Below are 17838 nucleotides of genomic sequence, written 5' to 3' on the forward strand. Positions count from 1 at the left end.
GGTCAGCGCAGCAGCGCGCGGTAGCGCTCCAGCATGGCGCGGCCCTCGGGGCCGGCCTTGGCGACCCATTCCTCCTCCTGCCGGACGCCGATGCCGCGGAGGCCGGTCATCAGCGCCTCGCTCGGCTCCGGCGTCAGCATGCCCTGCGCCTGCAGCCGGGCGGTCATCACCTGCTCCGAGGCCTCGGAGGCCTCCCAGCCGCGGGTCGTGGCGCGGTCGGCCGCGGCCATGATGGCGGCCTGGGTCGGGGCGTCGAGCGACCGCAGCGCCCGGGTATTCGCCACCACCACGTTGCGCGTCAGGGTGAAGCCGATGTTGTAGAAATACCGCGAATAGTCCCAGGCGGCGCTGTCGACGCCGGTCTGGGCGCTGGTGATCATCGCGTTGATGATGCCGGTGGCGAAGGCCTGGGGGATGTCGGCCGCCTGGACCAGCACCGGCGTGGCGCCCAGCAGTTCCGCCATGCGGGCGAGGACCGGGGTCTGGGCCCGGAAGCGGCTGCCCTTCAGGTCCTCGGCGCTGCGCAGCTCGGTGCGGCTATAGAGGCCCTGGCTGGGCCAGGGGACCATGTACAGCGCGGTCAGCCCCTGGCGTTCCAGCCGGGCGCGCACCGCCGGCTCCATCGCCTGGCCGAGGGCGCGGCCCTGGGCCCAGGTGGTCGCCAGGAAGGGCAGGTAGTCGACCTCGTAGATCGGATCCTCGTTGCCATGGGCGCCGAGCAGGAATTCGCCGAGCTGGACCTGGCCGGTCTGCACCCCCCGCTTGATCTGCGGCAGCGGCATCAGCGCGGCATTGGCATGGAGCTGCACCGCGAGCTTGCCCGGCGCCGCCGCCTCGATGTCGGCGAGGAAGGCGCGGATGGTCTGGGTGTGGAAATTGGCCTCCGGGTAGGCGGTGGCCATGACCCAGCGGGTCTGGGCAATGGCGGGGGTGGCGAGCGTGACGAGCGCGGCGAGGGCCGCGGTGATGATGCGGTGCATGCCGCTCCTCCGGATGGTGGTGGTGGCCGTGGAGGGCGGGCGTTCGTCCCGGTCCTGTTATGGCAGGCGGCGGCCGGGCTTGGGAAGCGGCAGCGGCCAGGCCGCGCTCAGGCCGGCGGATGCAGCCGTGGGTCGAGCGCGAAGCGTTCCTGGGCCCGCAGCGCATGGCGGCCGGCGGCGGCGAGGAAGACCAGGTTCCAGCTATGGGAGGAGATGACGCTCGGGACCAGGGCGCAGCCATGCCGGGCCAGCAGTTCGTCGCCGAAGGCCTGCTGCCCGGCCGAGGGGATGCCGGGATGCAGCCAGTGCGGGTTGGGCACCGCCTCGGGGCGCAGCACGTGCACCCGCCCCGGCTCGTCCAGCGTCAGCGCGGTCAGCACGTGCGGCACGGTATCGAGCACCCGGAAGCCCTTGTGCACCGCCACCTCCAGGATCGCGGTCGCCGGGTCGAGGGCGCAGTAGACCGCCCGGACCCCGCGGCTGTTCCAGCGCCCGCCGGCCTGGAAGGCGCCCTCCCCGCTGTCCCAGCTCTCGGCGAAGCGGAGGGTGTCGAGCCGCCAGGCGACGAGGTCCGCCGGCCCGCCGAGGGCGGGCGGCAGCGGGGTCATGCGTAGACGCCGTACTCGAGGCGCTGGAGGAATTCCTCGACCAGCTGCAGCCCGGCCGGCGTCGCCAGCAGGTCCATCGGGCGGCGCTGGTCGAGCCCGATGGCCGGGCGCTCCAGCCATTCCTCGGCCGCCTGGCGGTCGCCGAAGACGCTGGTGGCGCGGGCCAGGATCTCGGCGAATTTCCAGGTCCGGCCGCTCTGGTCCGGGCTGAGCGGCCGGCCCGGCCGGTCCTTCCAGCGCTGGAAGGTCCGCAGGCTGATGCCCATGGCCTTCTCCAGGGATTCGGTGCGGTCCAGCACGATGAGGCTGTCGAGCAGATGCGCCAACGCCTGCCCGGGCAGCCCGGCCAGCAGCATCTCATGCGCCTCGAGCGTCGTGTGCAGCGGCCGGGCGAAGACCTCGTCGCCGCCGAGCAGGCCGGCGATGTCGTGGGGTGCCGTCGGCGCCATGCCCGCGGGTGCCATGCCCGCGGGTACCAGGGCGGCGGCTGCGGCGGGTGGGTGGTGCATGGAAGGTCCTGCCATCTGTCGCTGAATATATGACAAGTGGCGGCGAAAACTTCAAGCAGGATCGGAGGCCGCCCCGGCCCCGGGGCGGCCCCCGCGCGCCCTCAGTGCATCACGTCGCCGCCGTTGGGCGAGAGCGTGGCCCCGACGTAGTAGTCCCCGCCCGGCCCGGCCAGCAGCAGCGCCGTCGCTGCGATCTCCTCCGGCCGGCCCAGCCGCCCGGCCAGGATGGTCCGCTCGATCATCGCCTTCCATTCCGGGCCGCGCGCCCGGGTCAGGTCGGTCTCGATCGGCCCGGGGGCGATGGCATTCACCTGGATGCCCTTCGGCGCCGCCTCCCAGGCGAGATTCCGGGTGAAGCCGATGATGGCGCCCTTGGCCGTGCCGTAGGGGGTGATGTCCGGCCCGCCCTTCAGCGCGAGCTGGCTGGCGAGGTTGATGATCTTGCCGCGGCCCCGCGCCACCATCCCGGCGTAGACCGCCTGGGCCATGAAGAACATGCCCTTCACATGGACGTCGATGACCCGGTCGTAGACTTCCTCGGTCACGCCCTCGAAGGGGCCGCGCAGGTTGATGCCGGCGTTGTTCACCAGGATGTCGCAGGGCCCGAGCGCCGCCTCGGCGGCCGCGGCGAAGGCCCGGGTCGCCGCCGGGTCGGCCACGTCGCATTCCGCGGCGAAGCCGTGCCGGCCGCGCGCCGTCACCGCCTGCACCAGCGTCGCCGCCCGCTCGGCATCGCCGAGGTGGCAGATCGCCACGTCGGCGCCGGCCTCGGCGAAGGCCAGGGCGATCGCCCGGCCGATCCCGCGGCTGCCGCCGGTGACCAGGGCGACCTTGCCCCGCAACATCCCTTCGCTCATGCCAGCAGCCTCCGCATCACCGCGGCGAATTCCTCGGCGATCTCGCGCCCGAGCAGGTGCCGCCCCGCCTCCACCACCGCCCGGCCGCCGGCGACGACGGTGCGGATGGGGTTGTGCTGGCCGGAGAAGACCCAGGCGTCCAGCAGGGTATCCCCGGAATGACCGGCCAGCGAGGGGTGCTCGGTGTCCAACTCCACCAGGTCGCAGCGCAGCCCGGGGGCGATCGCCCCGACCGGCCGGCCCATCGCCCGGGCGCCGCCGGCCAGCGCGGCCTCCAGCAGCCGCCGCCCGGGATGCGGCGAGGCCTCGGTCGCCGCGACGGCGCGGGACTGCCGCAGCAGGCGCTGGCCGGTCTCGAGCAGCCGCAGCTCGTCCCGGGCCGCGGTGCCGACATGGCTATCGGTGCCGATGCCGAAGCGGCCGCCGGCGGCCAGGAATTCGGCCAGCGGGAAGACCCCGTCGCCGAGCGAGGCCTCGGTGGTGGGGCAGAGCCCGGCGACCGCCCCGGTCGCGGCCAGGGCGGCGGTCTCGGCCGCGGTCATGTGGGTGGCGTGCACCAGGCACCAGCGCGGCCCGACCGGCAGGTTGGCCAGCAGCCACTCGACCGGCCGGGCGCCGGTGGCGGCCAGGCATTCCGCCACCTCGCGCGGCTGCTCCGCGACATGGATGTGCAGCGGCCCGTCCTCCCCGGCCAGCGCCGCCAGCATCGCCGGGGTGACCGCGCGCAGGCTGTGCGGGGCGATACCGACGGCGGCCTGGGGATCCCCCGCCACCGCCGCCCGCGCCGTGGCGACGATCCGGAGGTACGGGTCGAGGTCGTTCAGGAAGCGCCGCTGCCCCGCCGCCGGGGCCAGGCCGAAGATGCCGCCGTGGCGGTACAGCACCGGCAGCAGGGTGATGCCCATGCCGGTCCGCCGCGCCGCCGCGAGGTGCCGCAGCAGCAGCTCGGCCGGCTCGGCATAGGGCGTGCCGTCGGGGGCGTGGTGCAGGTAGTGGAACTCGGCGAGGCCGGTGAAGCCGCCTTCCAGCAGCTCGACGCAGAGCTGCGCCGCGACCGCCTCGACCTCGGCCGGGCCGAGCCGCGCGGCGAAGCGGTACATCACCTCCCGCCAGCTCCAGAAGCTGTCCTGCCCGGCCGGGCTGCGGCGTTCGGTGGCGCCGGCCATGGCGCGCTGGAAGGCGTGGGAGTGCAGGTTCGGCACCCCGGGGACGACGGCGCCGCGCAGCCGCCGGACCGGACCGCCGGCGGCGCCCGGGGCCATGCCGGGCCGGACGGCGGTGATCCAGCCGGCGGCATCGGCGGTGATCAGGACATCCGCGGCCCAGCCATCGGGCAGCAGGGCGGCGGGGGCGAGGAATGCGGGCATGCCGCATCATGCCGGGGCCGGCGCCCCGGCGGAATGCCGGATGCGCCCGCCGCCGGTCAGGCCGCGGGCGGCGGGGCGAAGACCCGCAGCGCCGCCGGGTGCAGCCGGAACACCGCCGGGGTATGGGTGGTCAGCTCGCCATCGGTGTTCACCGCCCGCGGCCGCCGGGTGCGCAGCTCCAGCGCCGTGGTGCGGAAGGCCCGCACGTCCTTCCAGCGCCCCTGGGTGCCGCTGCGCAGCCAGGGCAGCAGCGCCACCAGCCGCCACCAGTGCTCGACCTCAAGGCTGTAGACGTCGAAGACCCCATCGTCCGGCCGGGCGTCCTCGGCCACCGTCATGCCGCCGCCGTGGTGCTTGCCGTTGCCGACCGAGACCTGGATGGTCCTGATCCGCTTCACCTGGCCGTCGTGGATCAGCGTCGCGGTGAAGGGCCGGGCGCGGCGCAGCAGGCCGAAGGCGGCGATGGCGTAGCCGAGCTTGCCCCAGCGGCGCTTGGCCTCGGCCTTCATCTCCTTGGCCAGCTCGGCGCTGAAGCCGATGCTGGCGACGTTGAAATAGCGGTGGCCGTTCACCTCGCCGAGGTCGATCGGCCGCGCCGCCTCGGTGGCGATGACCTGCGCCGCCGCCTCCAGGTCGAGCGGGATGCCAAGGCTGCGGGCCAGGTCGTTGGCGGTGCCGAGCGGCAGGATGCCGAGCGGCAGGCCGACCTGCAGCAGCCCGGGGATGGCGCCGTTCAGGGTGCCGTCGCCGCCGCCGACCACCACCCGGTCGACGTCGCCGCCGGCGGTGCCGGCCAGGATCGCCTCGGTGCAGGACATGCCCGCCGGCGCCTCGAATTCCGCGACCGTGAGGCCGGCCTCCACCAGGGCGGCGCGGGCCGCGGCGGCGGATTCGGCGCCGTTGCGGGCGTGGCGGTTGACGATCAGCAGGGCATGGCCGCCCGGCATCGCCGCGGCTCTGGTCGCTTCGGAAATGGGTCGGCCCCCAACGGCTGTTGCGCGCATGCAACCGCCGAACCGCCCATGGGTTGCGCCCGGACCCGCAGGAGGATCGCCGCCGCATGGACCGCACGCCCCTTCCCTTCCGGCCTCCCCTGCCCCGCCGCCTGCTGCGGCTGGCGGCGGGGCAGGCGGTGCCGCTGCTGGCGCTGGCGGTCTGCGCCGCCGGCCTGCTCGGCTTCGCCCTGCTGGCCGACATGCTGGAGGATGGCGAGCACCGCTTCGACGAGGCCCTGATGCTGGCGCTGCGCCAGCCGGGCGACGCGGCCCAGCCGATCGGCCCGCCCTGGCTGGCGCTTGCGATGCGGGACCTGACGGCGCTCGGCGGCATCCCGGTGCTCGGGCTGCTGTCCCTGGTCGCGCTGGGCTACCTGCTGCTGGCCCGGCAGGGCCGGGCGGCGCTGCTGCTGCTGGTCTCGCTGCCGGGCGGGCTGCTGCTGAACACCCTGCTGAAGCAGGGCTTCGACCGGCCGCGCCCGGCGCTGGTCGCGCATCTGGTCGACGTGCAGACGCTGAGCTTCCCGAGCGGCCATGCCATGCTCTCGGCGGTTGGCTACCTGACGCTCGGCGCGCTGCTGGCCGGGGCGGCGGCGCAGCGGCGGCAGCAGGGCTACATCATGGGGGCCGCGGTGCTGCTGGTGCTGCTGATCGGCGCCAGCCGGGTCTACCTCGGGGTGCACTGGCCGACCGACGTGCTGGCCGGCTGGTGCCTCGGCGCCGCCTGGGCCATGGGCTGCTGGCTGGTGCTGCAGGTCTCCGGCTGGCGGCGTCGGGACCGATGACGCGGGACGGCCGGCGCCGTAGTCTGCCGGCATGACCCTCGCCCCGGACCGCTTCCGCAATGCCCCCGCCATCCGCGCGCCGCGCGGCCTCGGGAAATCCGCGCTCGCCTGGACCACCGAGGCGCCGCTCCGGATGCTGATGAACAACCTCGACGCCGAGGTGGCGGAAAAGCCCGGGGAGCTGGTGGTCTACGGCGGCATCGGCCGGGCGGCGCGGGACTGGGCCAGCTACGAGCGCATCGTCGAGACGCTCCGCCGGCTGCGCGAGGACCAGACCCTGCTGGTGCAGTCCGGCAAGCCGGTCGGCGTCTTCGAGACCCATGCCGACGCGCCGCGGGTGCTGATCGCCAATTCCAACCTCGTCCCCCGCTGGGCGAGCTGGGAGCATTTCTCCGAGCTCGATCGCCGCGGCCTGATGATGTACGGCCAGATGACCGCGGGGTCCTGGATCTACATCGGCTCCCAGGGGATCGTGCAGGGCACCTACGAGACCTTCGCCGAGTGCGGCCGGCAGCATTTCGGCGGCGACCTCGCCGGGCGCTGGATCCTGACCGGCGGGCTCGGCGGCATGGGCGGGGCGCAGCCGCTGGCCGGCGTCTTCGCCGGGGCCTGCGTCCTGGCGGTGGAGTGCCAGCCATCCAGCATCGAGAAGCGGCTGGAGACGAAGTACCTCGACCACAAGGCAGACGACCTGGATGCCGCCCTCGCCATGATCCGCCGCGCCTGCGACGAGCGCCGCGCCATCAGCGTCGGCCTGCTCGGCAACGCGGCGGAGGTCTTCCCCGAGCTGGTCCGCCGCGGCGTGGTGCCGGACATCGTCACCGACCAGACCAGCGCGCACGACCCGGCCAATGGCTACCTCCCCGCCGGCTGGACCCTGGCGAAATGGGCGGAGCTGCGGGAGCGCGACCCGGCCGCCGTCGCCGCCGCGGCCAAGCGCAGCATGGTGGCGCAGGTCCAGGCCATGCTGGATTTCCAGGCCCGCGGCGCCCAGGTGGTCGACTACGGCAACAACATCCGGCAGATGGCCAAGGAGGAAGGCCTCACCGGTGCCTTCGGCTTCCCCGGCTTCGTCCCGGCCTATATCCGCCCGCTGTTCTGCCGCGGCATCGGCCCCTTCCGCTGGGCGGCGCTGAGCGGTGACCCCGAGGACATCTACCGGACCGACGCCAAGGTGCGCGAACTCATCCCCGACGACGCCCACCTGCACCGCTGGCTCGACATGGCCCGCGCCCGGATCAGCTTCCAGGGCCTGCCGGCGCGCATCTGCTGGGTCGGGCTCGGCGTCAGGGACAGGCTCGGCCTCGCCTTCAACGAGATGGTGGCGCGCGGCGAGATCGGCCCCATCGTCATCGGCCGCGACCACCTGGACAGCGGCAGCGTCGCCTCGCCGAACCGGGAGACCGAGGCGATGCGGGACGGCTCGGACGCCGTCTCCGACTGGCCCCTGCTCAACGCGTTGCTGAACACCGCGAGCGGGGCGACCTGGGTCTCGATCCACCACGGCGGCGGCGTCGGCATGGGCTTCTCCCAGCACGCGGGGATGGTCATCGTGGCCGACGGCACGCCGGATGCCGCGCGGCGGCTCAGGCGTGTCCTGTGGAACGACCCGGCGACCGGGGTCATGCGCCACGCCGACGCCGGCTACGAGACGGCGATCGACTGCGCGCGGGAGCATGGGCTGGACCTGCCCATGATCGGCCGGTGATCGCGCCCGGCTTCGCCACCCTGCCGGCGCTGCGCGCGGTGATGGAGGGCGGGCCGCTGGCCCTGCCCGCGGATTGGCGCGGCCCGGTCGAGGCCTCGGCCGCCGCGCTGGCCGCCCGGATGGCGACCGGCGAGGCGATCTACGGCGTCAACACCGGCTTCGGCAAGCTGGCCGGCACCCGCATCCCGGCGGAGAAGCTGGCGCAGCTGCAGCTCAACCTGGTGCGCAGCCATGCCGCCGGGGTCGGGCCGCTGCTGCCGCGGCCGGTGGTGCGGCTTATCCTGGCGCTGAAGGCGCTGTCCCTGGCGCGCGGCGCCTCCGGCGTGGCGCCGGCCACGGTCGAGGCGCTGCTGGCGCTGCTCGCCGCCGATGTCCTGCCGGCGATCCCGGCGCGCGGCTCGGTCGGCGCCTCCGGCGACCTGGCGCCGCTGGCGCATCTCGCCCTGGTGCTGATCGGCGAGGGCGAGGCCTTCGTCGGCGAGGCCGTGCTGCCCGGCGCCGAGGCGCTGGCCCGTGCCGGCCTCGCGCCGCTGGCCCTCGGCCCGAAGGAGGGGCTGGCGCTGCTGAACGGCACCCAGGTCAGCACCGCCCTGGCGCTGGCGGCGCTGTTCGCGGCGGAGGACCTGCTGGCGACGTCGCTGGTCGCCGGCGCGCTCTCGGTCGATGCGGCGCGCGGCAGCGACACCCCCTTCGATGCCCGCATCCATGCGCTGCGCGGCCAGCCCGGGCAGATTCGCGTCGCCGCCGCGCTGCGGGCGCTGCTCGCCGGCAGCGCCATCCGCGACAGCCACCGCGACGGCGACCCGCGGGTGCAGGACCCCTATTCGCTGCGCTGCCAGCCGCAGGTGGCCGGCGCCTGCCTCGACCTGCTGGGCCATGCGGCGCAGGTGCTGGAACGCGAGGCCAATGCCGTCACCGACAATCCGCTGGTGATCGGCGCGGAGGTGCTGTCGGGCGGCAATTTCCACGCCGAGCCGGTCGCCTTCGCCGCCGATGCCATGGCCCTGGCGCTGGCCGAGCTCGGCGCCATCGCCGAACGCCGCATCGCCCTGCTGGTGGACCCCGTGCTCTCCGGCCTGCCGGCCTTCCTGGTGCGGGACGGCGGGCTCAACTCCGGCTTCATGATCGCCCAGGTCACCGCCGCCGCGCTGGTCGCCGAGAATCGCGCCCTGGCCGCGCCGCGCAGCACCGACAGCATCCCGACCAGCGCCAACCAGGAGGACCACGTCAGCATGGCGACCGGCGCCGCGCTGCGGCTGCACGACATGGCGGAGAACCTGGCGGCGATCCTCGCCATCGAATTGCTCGCCGCCGCCCAGGGCCTCGAATTCCACCGACCCCTGCAGAGCGCGCCGCCGCTCGAGGCCGCGCATGGGCTGGTGCGCGGCGTCGCCGCCGCCTGGGACGCCGACCGGGCGATGGCGCCCGACATCGCCGCGGTGCAGGCGCTGGTGGAGCGCGGGCGCTTCGCCGCGCTGGTCGCCTGGGGCGAGGCATGAGCGCCCCCTTCGACCGCGTCTGGCTGAACGCGAACCTCGCCACCATGGATGGCCCCGGCCTCGGAGTGATCGAGGATGGCGCCGTCGCCGCGCGGGGCGGCCGCATCGCCTGGGTCGGCCCGCGCGCCGCCCTGCCCGGCCCGGCCGCCGAGACCATCGACTGCGCCGGCACCTGGATCCTGCCCGGGCTGATCGACTGCCACACCCACCTGGTCTTCGGCGGCGACCGCGCGGACGAGTTCGAGCGGCGGCTGGCCGGCGAGGACTACGCCGCCATCCTGGCCGCGGGGGGCGGCATCCTCTCGACCATGCGCGCCACCCGCGCGGCCGATGAGGCGACGCTGCTCGCCGCCGCCCTGCCCCGCGCCCGGGCGCTGCTGGCCGAGGGCGTCACCACGCTCGAGATCAAGTCCGGCTACGGGCTGGAGCAGGCGGCCGAGCTGCGCCAGCTCCGCGTCGCCCGGCGGATCGCGGAGCTGCTGCCGGTCTCGGTGGTGACAACGCTGCTGGCCGCCCATGCGGTGCCGCCGGACTACGCCGGGCGCCGGGGCGACTACGCCCGGCTGGTGGCCGAGGAGATCATCCCCGCCGCCGCCGGCCTCGCCGATGCCGTCGATGTCTTCCACGACCGGCTCGCCTTCGACGATGCCGACACCCTGCTGGTGATCGCGGCGGCGCGGCGGGCCGGCCTGCCGTTCAAGCTGCACGGCGACCAGCACGCCGACATGGGCAGCGCCGCCCTCGGCGCCCGGCACGGCGCGCTCTCGGTGGATCACCTGGAGCGGGCCGATGCGGCCGGCCTCGCCGCCATGGGCGCGGCCGGCACCGTCGCGGTGCTTCTGCCCGGCGCCACCTACTTCCTGCGGGAGGCGGCCATGCCGGATATCGCCGCCATGCGCGCCGCAGGCGTCCGGATGGCCCTCGCCACGGACATGAACCCCGGCTCCTCCCCGGCGCAGTCGCTGCTGCTGATGCTGAACCTCGGCTGCACCCTGTTCCGGCTGACGGTGGCCGAGGCGCTGCGCGGCGTCACGGTCGAGGCCGCGGCGGCGCTGGGGCTGGCCGACCGCGGCCGGCTGGCGCCGGGGCTCCGCTGCGACCTGGCGCTGTTCGGGGTCACCCGCCCGGCCGAGCTCTGCTATTGGTTCGGCCGCAATCCCTGCCTGGGTCGTGTTTTCCTGGGCCGGGTGTTGGAAGGACGCTGATGCAAACGCCGAGCTTGGCCGAGATGCAGGCCATCATCCATCGCGGCGTGCCGCTGGCCGGGGCTTGGGGGGTCGAGGTGATCTCGGCCGCCGATGGCGTCGCGGTGGTGCGGCTGCCGGCGCAGCCGCTGCTGCTGCGCCCGGGCAATACCGTCTCCGGCCCGGCGCTGATGGGGCTGGCCGACGTGGCGATGTGGGCGGCCCTCCTCTCGGTCACCGGCGGGAAGGACGAGAGCGTGACGTCGTCCATGACGGTCAATTTCCTCCGCCCGGCGGGCTCGGGCCCGGTGCTGGCCGAGGCGCGCATCGTCAAGCGCGGCCGCCGCATGGTCTTCGGCGACATCATGCTGCGGGCCGAGGGCAGCGACGCCATCGCCGTGCATGTCACGACAACCTGGGCGGTGATCGCGCCCTGAGGCATCGGCCGGCGCCGGGACCCTGGCCGGCCGAGGTTGGCGTACCATCCCAGATGCGGCACGGTGCGGCGCCGGAGGGACCCTTATGCGCCGACTGCTTGCTTCACTGCTCATCCTTGCCGCGGGCCTCGGTGCCAGGCCCGCCGCCGCGGCCGGCTTCGACGAGTTCCAGATCTTCGACGGCCGCATCGGCGAACCGGGCGCGGTCGACTTCAACCTGCACTACAATCTCGGCCGCCGCGGCCGGCTGGACAGCCCGCGCGAGGCCGGGGCGCCGCGCAACGGCATGCTCCTCACCCCCGAGATCGGTTTTCCCACCGCCCCCTGGCACGAGATCGCGGTCTTCCTGCCGGTCGCCCGCGAATTCACCGGCGACATCTACGGCGGCGGCTTCAAGGTCCGGAACACCTTCGTCAGCCCCGGCGCCGCCGACCGGCCCTTCGCCTATGGCCTGGACGTCGAGCTGCGCCACCAGTCCGCCCGCTTCTCCGAGGCCGACTGGGCGGTGACGCTGCGGCCGATCATCGACCTGCGGACCGGGCGCTGGCAGCTCATCCTCAACCCGGCGGTCGAGATGCCGCTGGGCCGTGGCGGCGCGATCTTCGCCCCGGCGGTGCGCGGCGTGCGGCAGGTGTCCGACATCGTCTGGCTCGGCCTCGAGCACTACATGGATTTCGGCCGCTTCGACCGGCCCGAGGCGCCGCGCGGCCAGGCGCACCAGCTCTTCGTCACCACCGACGTCAAGCTGACCAACCGCTTCGCCTTGCATGTCGGCCTCGGCCACGGGCTGACCCATGCCAGCGACCGCTGGGCCGGCAAGGTGATCCTCTCCGTCGACTTCTGATAGCCTCCCCCGGCACAAGCGGGGAGCAAGACGATGGCCGGCAAGACCTACGTGCTGCTGCACGGCGCCTTCCACGGCGCCTGGTGCTGGCGGGAGGTGGCGGCGCTGCTGCGGGCCGCCGGCCATGGGGTGACCACGCCGACCCAGACCGGCCTCGGCGAGCGCCGGCACCTGCTCTCGGCCCAGATCACGATGGACACCTTCGTCGAGGACCTGGTCCAGCACCTCGAGGCGGAGGAGCTGGAGGATGTGGTGCTGGTCGGCCACAGCTTCGGCGGCAATGCCGTCTCGGGCGCCGCCGACCGCGTCCCCGGCCGCATCCGCCACCTGGTCTACCTCGATGCCATGATCCTCGAGGATGGCCAGACGCCCTGGGGCCGGATGCGGCCCGAGGTCGCGGCCGAGCGCCGCCGGCTGGTGGCCGAGCAGGGCGCCGGGCTGGTGGCGCCGCCGCCGCCGGTCAACGCCTTCGGCGTGCCCGAGGACCACCCCCTCGCCCCCTGGGTGCGGCGGCGGCTGACCCCGCATCCGGCCGGGACCTACCGCACCCCGCTGCGGCTGGGCGCACCGCCCGGCAACGGCCTGCCCTGCACCTACATCGCCTGCTCCGCCCCCTGGTACGCGCCGCTCGACTGGGCACGGGACTGGGTGCGGGCGCGACCGGACTGGACCTGGCAGGAGATCGCCACCGGCCACGACGCCATGGTGACGGCGCCCGCCGAGCTCGCCCGGATGCTGGCGGCGATCGGCTGAGGCCTCGCGAACGTCCCAATCCGCACGAAACGACCGCGGGGTGGGACTTGCGGTTACAGGACCGAGCCGCTTCTCTGCCGCCATGGCAGCGGACCCTTCCCTCGAATCGGCCCCGAGACGCGGCTACCACCATGGCAACCTGCGGGAGGCCCTGCTGGAGGCCGCCCGCGCCCTGGTCGCGGAACGCGGCCCGCAGGGCTTCACCCTGACCGAGGCGGCGCGCCGCGCCGGCGTCTCGCCCTCCGCGCCCTATCGCCATTTCCGCGACCGCGACGAGGTGCTGGCCGAGCTCTGCCGGCGCGGCTTCGCGGCCTTCGGGCGGCACCTGCAGGCCGCCGCCGCCGGGGCCGGCGCGCCGGCCGAGGCGCTGGCCGGCCTGGGCCCGGCCTACCTCGCCTTCGCGCGGGAGGAGCCGGGCTACTACGCCGCCATGTTCGCCTTCCGCCCGGCCGAGGCGGCCCCGGCCGAGGCCACTCCCGGCGGCCCCTTCGAGGGGCTGGCCCATGCCGTGGCCGGCGTGCTGCCGGCCGGCGTCGCCGACCCGCGGCTGGTGGCGCTGCAGATCTGGGCCCTGTCGCACGGGGTGGCGATGCTCGAGCGGGCCGGCATGCCGGCCCCGGGCAGCGGCGCCCCGCCGCCGGAGCGGATCCTCGATGCCGGCGTGGCGGCGCTGCTGGGCCAGCGCTGACCGCTCAGCCCATCCCCTCCAGCGCGGCCCAGGCCGAGAGCACCGCCCCCTCCTGCCAGCCGGTGAGCCAGGAGAGGTATTCGCCGGCGAAGTGGTAGGGGCCCTCGGGCGCGCGCAGCAGCGGGTAGAGGGCGCGGCGCTGCGCCGCGGTCCATTCCGCCCAGGCGCCGCCGGCCCGCGGCAGGCGCGACCAGGCGACGGAGACGGGCGCCGCCACCTCCCGCCCCAGGCCCGGATGCAGCGCCTCGCCATCGGCGGCGACGGCAGCGGCGCGTGCGGCCGGGCTGCGCGCGGCAAAGCGCGCGCCCAGCTCGTCGTCCCAGATGTAGGCGCCGGTCAGGATGCCGCCCTCGGCGTGGAAGCCGTGCGAGGGGTACCAGAGCTGCGTCGCATCCCCGGGGGTCCAGGAGATGCCGCCGTAGATGGCGTGGTCCTCCTCCCAGAAGCGCCGCGCGCAGTGGAAGGCAAGCTTGGCGGCGGAGGAGTAGTGCAGCGCGGCGAGGCCGGCGCGGCGCGCCGCCGGCAGGTCGGTGTCGAGCCGCGCCAGCAGCGGCGCCGGCAGGGTGACGAGGACCTGGGCGGCCTCCTCCTCGTGCGGACCATCGGCGCCCTGCCAGCGCACCCGGGCGCCGGCTTCGGTGCGGCGGAGCGAGACGACCTCGGCGCCCAGCACCAGCGCATCGCCCAATGCCGTGGCCAGGGCGGCGGCGATGCGGTCCATGCCGCCCACCGGCTGCAGCATGGTGGCGGCATAGTCGATGCCCTCGGCGAAGGCGGCCCCGGCCCAGAGCGTCGGCTCCAGCAGCAGCCGGGGATCGAGCGGCACCATGGCGCGCGGCGCCTCGAGCCCGGCGCCCGGCGGGCTCGCCCAGCCGGCGCGGCTGCTGCCGTGGTAGCGGTGGTCGGCCCCCAGCGCGCCGAAGCGGCGCAGCATGGCGCGCAGCGCCTCGAGGTCGGCCTCGCCCAGCGGCGCCTCCGCCGTGCCGCGTTCCAGCCCCTTGGCGGCGAGCTCGGCGACGAGGCCGCGCAGATCCGCCTGCACCCGCCGCTGCGGCACCGGGCCGGCGGAGGATTGCAGCAGCGCGGCGCGGTTCTCGTTCACCTGCACCTCCAGCGGCACGCCGAGCGCGCGGCAATAGCCGAGGATGCCGCGGTGGTGGTGCGGGATGCGGGCCGGGCCGGGGTTGAAGTAGAGGTGCGGCGCGGCCTCCCAGGCCACGCGCTGCGGCGGCGCCCCGCTCTCCCGCACCGTGTCGCCGGCCCGGAGGGTCAGGCAGCGGCCGCCGGCGCGGTCGGCGGCTTCCAGCACGCGCACCGACCAGCCGGCGCGCCGCATCTCATGGGCCGCGACCAGCCCGACGATGCCGGCGCCGATGACGATGACCCGGCGGTCGCCGCGCGGCAGCACCGGCGCCGCCGCCCGCGCCGGCGCCGCCGGCAGCCGGCCGAGCGCCGCCAGGGTGGCGATCGCCGCCGGCAGACCGCCGGGCGCGCCCACCCCCTGCAGCAGCGCCCGGCGGGAGATCACGCGCCGAAGCGGGCGGCGACGGCCCTGGCGACCGCCGCCGTCCCATCGGGACCACCGATATCCGCGGTGCGGAGGCCAGCGGCGAAGGCGCCGTCCACCGCCGCCTCCAGCTCCGCCGCCGCATCGGCGAAGCCCTGCCCGGCGCCGCGCGCCGCCAGCCAGTCCAGCATCATCGCCGCCGAGAGCAGGGTCGCGGTCGGGTTGGCGATGCCCTTCCCGGCGATATCCGGCGCCGTGCCATGCGCCGGCTGGAAGACCGCGTGGTCGTCGCCGATGTCGGCGCTGGGCGAGAAGCCCATCCCGCCCACCAGCCCGGCCGCGAGGTCCGAGAGGATGTCGCCGAACATGTTCTCGGTCGGCAGCACGTCGAAGGCCCAGGGGTGGCGCACCAGGTCGAGCGCCATGGCATCGACGTAGTGATGCGCCGACTCCACCGCCGGGAATTCGCGCGCCACGCCGTCGAAGACGCCGCGCATGAAGGCGAAGGCGCGGAAGACATTGGCCTTGTCCACCAGCGTGACGCGACCCTTCCGGCCGCGCTTCGCCGCGCGCCGCTCGGCCAGGCGGAAGGCGAAGCGGGAGAGCTTCTCGGTCGTGGCGCGGGTGATGCGCAGCGTCTCCTCGGCGTAGTCCTCAGTGACCAATCCCTTGCCGCTGGAATGGAACAGCCCCTCCGTGCTCTCGCGGATGAGCACGAAGTCGATCCCCGCCGCGCGCGGATCGGCCAGCGCCACCGGCACGCCGGGGATGGCGCGGACCGGCCGCACCCCGGCATAGAGCTTGAGGCGGAAGCGCAGGTCGAGCTGCGGCGCGATCTCGGTGCCATCCGCCTTGCGGATGCCGGGCCAGCCCATGGCGCCGAGCAGGATGGCATCCGCGGCCTCGGCGGCGCGGAAGCTGGCCTCGGGGAAGGCATCGCCGGTCGCCTGGTAGTGGAAGGCGCCGGCCGCCAGCGTCTCCGTACTGATCCCGATGCCGTGGCGCTTCGCCAGCGGCTCCAGCACGCCGAGCGTCGCCTCCGTCACCTCGGTGCCGATGCCGTCGCCGGGCAGGACCGCGATCCGTACCGTGTTGCTGGCCATGTGCATTCCCCCTGTGCCGATTGGCCCCTATCCTGCGGCAAAGCCCCGCCCAGGGCCAACGGAGGAACCCCCATGTCCATCATCACCCGGCGCGCGCTGCTCGCCACGGCTGCCGTGCTCGCGGCCCCGGCGGTTCGCGCACAAGGGTCCTGGCCCGAACGGCCGGTGCGCATCATCGTCCCCTTCCCGCCCGGCCAGGCCGCCGACATCTTCACGCGGGTCTACGCCGATGAATTGTCGCGTCGCTGGCCGCAGCGCGTCGTTGTCGAGAATCGCGGCGGCGGCGCCGGCGCCCCGGCGCTGGAAGCGGGCGCGCGGGCGGCCCCCGATGGCTATACGCTGACCGCCGGCACCTCCGGCACGCTCGGCGTCAACCCTTCCGTCCTGCCGCGGCTGCCCTATGACGCCGAAAAGGACTTCGCCTTCATCACCAACGTCGTGGTGCTGCCGCTGCTGATCGTGGCGCATCCCTCGCTCGGCATGAAGACCGCCGCCGAGATCGTCGCCGCCGCCAAGGCCGCCCCCGGCGCCATCGACCTCGCCACCGCCGGCCCCGCCACCAGCCAGCACATGTCGGCCGAGCTGTTTGTCCACCGCACCGGCATCCGGCTCAACATGGTGCACTACCGCGGCAGCGGCCCGGCCATGGCCGACCTGCTCTCGGGCAACGTCAAGCTGATGGTCGACAGCGTCGCCTCCGCCCTGCCCCATATCCAGGCCGGCAAGGTCATCCCCATCGCCGTCACCACGCCCGAGCGCGCGCCGCAATTGCCGGATGTGCCGACCATCGCCGAGACGGTCGCGCCGGGCTACGGCGCCTATGGCTGGACCGGGCTCTGCGCCCCGGCCGGCACGCCCGAGGCGATCATCCAGAAGGTCAACGCCGATGTCGGCGCCATCCTGCGCCAGCCCGCCGTGCAGGCCCGCTTCCTCGAGCTGGGCGGCACCGCCGCCCCCGGCACGCCGGAGGAATTCGGCGCCTTCGTCCGGCGGGAGATCGCGCAATGGCGCGAGGTCGCCCGCATCGCCAATGTCCGGCTGGAGGGCTGACGCCATGCAGCGCCGCAGCCTGCTCGGCGGCAGCCTGCTGCTGGCGGCGCCAGCGCTGGCGCAACCCGCCGGCCGCCCGGTCCGCGTCATCGTGCCCTACGGGCCCGGCGGCAGCAGCGACCTCGTGGCCCGCATCCTGGCCCAGCGCGCCGGCGAGATCAGCGGCCTCTCCTTCGTGGTCGAGAACCGCGGCGGCGGCGCCACCGTCCCCGCCACCCAGCAGCTCATCGCCGCGCCGCCCGACGGCAGCACCATCGGCACCGCCGACAACGCGCTGGTGCTGAACCCCTACCTGCTGGCAGCCAAGCTGCCCTACGACACCGAGCGCGACATCGGCGCCCTGGGCCTGGCGGTGACCGCCCCGGCGCTGCTGCTGGCCCATCCGGATGCCCCGGCGCGGACGGTGCAGCAGGTGCTGGCGGAGGCGAAGGCCGAAAGCGGCGGCCTCGGCATCTCCCATGGCGGCATCGGCGCGCCGACCCACCTCACCGCCGTGCAGTTCCAGCTCGCCAGCGGCCTGCCCATCACCCTGGTCGGCTACCGCGGCGGCGGGCCGCAGCTCACCGGCCTGGTCAGCGGCGACGTGCGCTACGGCTTCGTCGCCATCTCCTCCGCCCTGGCCCAGGTGCAGGGCGGCAAGCTGCGGCCCATCGCCATCGTCGCCGCGGCGCGCAGCAAGCTGCTGCCGGAAGTGCCGACCATGGCCGAGGCCGGGCTGCCGGCGGTGGATGCGCTGGGCTGGTGGGGCTTCATCATGCCGGCCGGCGTTCCGCCCGCGGTGGTGGCCCGGCTGCATGCGGCCATCGTCGCACCGGCCAGGGAACCCGCCACGGCGGCGCGGCTGGAGGCGCTGGGCTATACCATCGTCGCCAGCGGGCCGGAGGAGTACGCGGCGCAGATCCGGCGGGAGATTCCGCAGTGGCGGGAGGTGCTGACCAGGGCGGGGGTGAAGCCGGAGTAAGGC

Annotated in this window: 18 protein-coding genes; 10 read left to right on the plus strand and 8 right to left on the minus strand. The window is 74.8% G+C overall.

Annotated elements, in window-relative coordinates; translation table 11 throughout:
• Nucleotides 1–2 precede the first annotated feature (2 nt).
• The 6 genes from QWZ14_RS19680 to QWZ14_RS19705 form a co-directional block, all read right to left on the minus strand.
• Nucleotides 3–980, minus strand: a complete 978-nt coding sequence (locus QWZ14_RS19680) for a TRAP transporter substrate-binding protein (protein WP_290318527.1) — start codon at nucleotides 978–980, stop codon at nucleotides 3–5.
• A 107-nt stretch (nucleotides 981–1087) separates the two neighbouring features.
• The gene (locus QWZ14_RS19685) at nucleotides 1088–1588 is read right to left on the minus strand and encodes an RES family NAD+ phosphorylase (protein WP_290318529.1); all 501 of its coding nucleotides are present in this window, start codon (nucleotides 1586–1588) and stop codon (nucleotides 1088–1090) included.
• The gene (gene parS, locus QWZ14_RS19690; RefSeq protein ID WP_290318530.1) at nucleotides 1585–2097 is read right to left on the minus strand and encodes a type II RES/Xre toxin-antitoxin system antitoxin; all 513 of its coding nucleotides are present in this window, start codon (nucleotides 2095–2097) and stop codon (nucleotides 1585–1587) included. Before parS ends, QWZ14_RS19685 begins: the two co-directional genes overlap by 4 nt.
• 101 nt (nucleotides 2098–2198) lie before the next feature.
• Nucleotides 2199–2954 (minus strand): SDR family NAD(P)-dependent oxidoreductase, encoded by a 756-nt coding sequence (locus tag QWZ14_RS19695; protein WP_290318531.1) that lies wholly within the window; start codon nucleotides 2952–2954, stop codon nucleotides 2199–2201.
• Entirely contained in the window at nucleotides 2951–4321 is a 1371-nt protein-coding gene (locus QWZ14_RS19700) for a formimidoylglutamate deiminase (protein WP_290318532.1), read from the minus strand. The genes QWZ14_RS19695 and QWZ14_RS19700 overlap by 4 nt, the downstream gene beginning before the upstream one ends.
• A 56-nt stretch (nucleotides 4322–4377) precedes the next feature.
• The gene (locus tag QWZ14_RS19705) at nucleotides 4378–5268 is read right to left on the minus strand and encodes a lipid kinase (RefSeq protein ID WP_290318533.1); all 891 of its coding nucleotides are present in this window, start codon (nucleotides 5266–5268) and stop codon (nucleotides 4378–4380) included.
• 113 nt (nucleotides 5269–5381) lie between these two features.
• On the opposite strand from QWZ14_RS19705, the gene QWZ14_RS19710 reads away from it, so the two are divergent.
• The 8 genes from QWZ14_RS19710 to QWZ14_RS19745 all read left to right on the plus strand — a co-directional run bounded on the left by QWZ14_RS19710 (nucleotide 5382) and on the right by QWZ14_RS19745 (nucleotide 13214).
• Complete coding sequence (locus QWZ14_RS19710) at nucleotides 5382–6101, plus strand: phosphatase PAP2 family protein (RefSeq protein WP_290318534.1); 720 nt, start codon at nucleotides 5382–5384, stop codon at nucleotides 6099–6101.
• A 31-nt stretch (nucleotides 6102–6132) separates the two neighbouring features.
• Nucleotides 6133–7809: a urocanate hydratase gene (gene hutU, locus QWZ14_RS19715; protein WP_290318535.1), complete on the plus strand. Its 1677-nt coding sequence runs from the start codon at nucleotides 6133–6135 to the stop codon at nucleotides 7807–7809.
• Nucleotides 7806–9308, plus strand: a complete 1503-nt coding sequence (hutH, locus tag QWZ14_RS19720; RefSeq protein WP_408903726.1) for a histidine ammonia-lyase — start codon at nucleotides 7806–7808, stop codon at nucleotides 9306–9308. The genes hutU and hutH overlap by 4 nt, the downstream gene beginning before the upstream one ends.
• Entirely contained in the window at nucleotides 9305–10513 is a 1209-nt protein-coding gene (hutI, locus tag QWZ14_RS19725) for an imidazolonepropionase (RefSeq protein WP_290318536.1), read from the plus strand. Before hutH ends, hutI begins: the two co-directional genes overlap by 4 nt.
• The gene (locus tag QWZ14_RS19730; RefSeq protein ID WP_290318537.1) at nucleotides 10513–10929 is read left to right on the plus strand and encodes a PaaI family thioesterase; all 417 of its coding nucleotides are present in this window, start codon (nucleotides 10513–10515) and stop codon (nucleotides 10927–10929) included. Before hutI ends, QWZ14_RS19730 begins: the two co-directional genes overlap by 1 nt.
• An 85-nt stretch (nucleotides 10930–11014) precedes the next feature.
• Entirely contained in the window at nucleotides 11015–11773 is a 759-nt protein-coding gene (locus QWZ14_RS19735) for a hypothetical protein (protein WP_290318538.1), read from the plus strand.
• Between the two features lie 33 nt (nucleotides 11774–11806).
• Entirely contained in the window at nucleotides 11807–12526 is a 720-nt protein-coding gene (locus QWZ14_RS19740; protein WP_290318539.1) for an alpha/beta fold hydrolase, read from the plus strand.
• 82 nt (nucleotides 12527–12608) lie between these two features.
• Nucleotides 12609–13214 (plus strand): TetR/AcrR family transcriptional regulator, encoded by a 606-nt coding sequence (locus QWZ14_RS19745; RefSeq protein WP_290318540.1) that lies wholly within the window; start codon nucleotides 12609–12611, stop codon nucleotides 13212–13214.
• Nucleotides 13215–13218: 4 nt separating this feature from the next.
• Here the strand turns inward: QWZ14_RS19745 and QWZ14_RS19750 are convergent, their stop codons facing one another.
• Both QWZ14_RS19750 and QWZ14_RS19755 read right to left on the minus strand, forming a co-directional pair.
• Nucleotides 13219–14742, minus strand: coding sequence for a flavin monoamine oxidase family protein (locus QWZ14_RS19750; RefSeq protein ID WP_290318541.1), 1524 nt, complete (start codon nucleotides 14740–14742; stop codon nucleotides 13219–13221).
• Nucleotides 14739–15824 (minus strand): isocitrate/isopropylmalate dehydrogenase family protein, encoded by a 1086-nt coding sequence (locus tag QWZ14_RS19755; RefSeq protein ID WP_290318542.1) that lies wholly within the window; start codon nucleotides 15822–15824, stop codon nucleotides 14739–14741. The genes QWZ14_RS19750 and QWZ14_RS19755 overlap by 4 nt, the downstream gene beginning before the upstream one ends.
• A 72-nt stretch (nucleotides 15825–15896) precedes the next feature.
• Between QWZ14_RS19755 and QWZ14_RS19760 the strand changes: the two genes are divergently transcribed.
• Nucleotides 15897–16874, plus strand: a complete 978-nt coding sequence (locus tag QWZ14_RS19760) for a Bug family tripartite tricarboxylate transporter substrate binding protein (RefSeq protein ID WP_290318544.1) — start codon at nucleotides 15897–15899, stop codon at nucleotides 16872–16874.
• 4 nt (nucleotides 16875–16878) lie between these two features.
• On the plus strand, nucleotides 16879–17835 hold the full coding sequence (locus QWZ14_RS19765) for a Bug family tripartite tricarboxylate transporter substrate binding protein (protein ID WP_290318545.1): 957 nt from the start codon (nucleotides 16879–16881) through the stop codon (nucleotides 17833–17835).
• Nucleotides 17836–17838 lie beyond the last annotated feature (3 nt).

Origin of the sequence: Paeniroseomonas aquatica (assembly GCF_030409335.1) — a bacterium.
Classification (GTDB): Bacteria; Pseudomonadota; Alphaproteobacteria; order Acetobacterales; family Acetobacteraceae; genus Belnapia; species Belnapia aquatica.

Excerpts from the sequence above, each read along its gene's own strand:
- QWZ14_RS19680 (WP_290318527.1), bottom strand. The coding sequence starts at position 980 with ATGCACCGCATCATCACCGCGGCCCTCGCCGCGCTCGTCACGCTCGCC.
- QWZ14_RS19685 (WP_290318529.1), bottom strand. The coding sequence starts at position 1,588 with ATGACCCCGCTGCCGCCCGCCCTCGGCGGGCCGGCGGACCTCGTCGCC.
- parS (WP_290318530.1), bottom strand. The coding sequence starts at position 2,097 with ATGCACCACCCACCCGCCGCAGCCGCCGCCCTGGTACCCGCGGGCATG.
- QWZ14_RS19695 (WP_290318531.1), bottom strand. The coding sequence starts at position 2,954 with ATGAGCGAAGGGATGTTGCGGGGCAAGGTCGCCCTGGTCACCGGCGGC.
- QWZ14_RS19700 (WP_290318532.1), bottom strand. The coding sequence starts at position 4,321 with ATGCCCGCATTCCTCGCCCCCGCCGCCCTGCTGCCCGATGGCTGGGCC.
- QWZ14_RS19705 (WP_290318533.1), bottom strand. The coding sequence starts at position 5,268 with ATGCCGGGCGGCCATGCCCTGCTGATCGTCAACCGCCACGCCCGCAAC.
- QWZ14_RS19710 (WP_290318534.1), top strand. The coding sequence starts at position 5,382 with ATGGACCGCACGCCCCTTCCCTTCCGGCCTCCCCTGCCCCGCCGCCTG.
- hutU (WP_290318535.1), top strand. The coding sequence starts at position 6,133 with ATGACCCTCGCCCCGGACCGCTTCCGCAATGCCCCCGCCATCCGCGCG.
- hutI (WP_290318536.1), top strand. The coding sequence starts at position 9,305 with ATGAGCGCCCCCTTCGACCGCGTCTGGCTGAACGCGAACCTCGCCACC.
- QWZ14_RS19730 (WP_290318537.1), top strand. The coding sequence starts at position 10,513 with ATGCAAACGCCGAGCTTGGCCGAGATGCAGGCCATCATCCATCGCGGC.
- QWZ14_RS19735 (WP_290318538.1), top strand. The coding sequence starts at position 11,015 with ATGCGCCGACTGCTTGCTTCACTGCTCATCCTTGCCGCGGGCCTCGGT.
- QWZ14_RS19740 (WP_290318539.1), top strand. The coding sequence starts at position 11,807 with ATGGCCGGCAAGACCTACGTGCTGCTGCACGGCGCCTTCCACGGCGCC.
- QWZ14_RS19745 (WP_290318540.1), top strand. The coding sequence starts at position 12,609 with ATGGCAGCGGACCCTTCCCTCGAATCGGCCCCGAGACGCGGCTACCAC.
- QWZ14_RS19755 (WP_290318542.1), bottom strand. The coding sequence starts at position 15,824 with ATGGCCAGCAACACGGTACGGATCGCGGTCCTGCCCGGCGACGGCATC.
- QWZ14_RS19760 (WP_290318544.1), top strand. The coding sequence starts at position 15,897 with ATGTCCATCATCACCCGGCGCGCGCTGCTCGCCACGGCTGCCGTGCTC.
- QWZ14_RS19765 (WP_290318545.1), top strand. The coding sequence starts at position 16,879 with ATGCAGCGCCGCAGCCTGCTCGGCGGCAGCCTGCTGCTGGCGGCGCCA.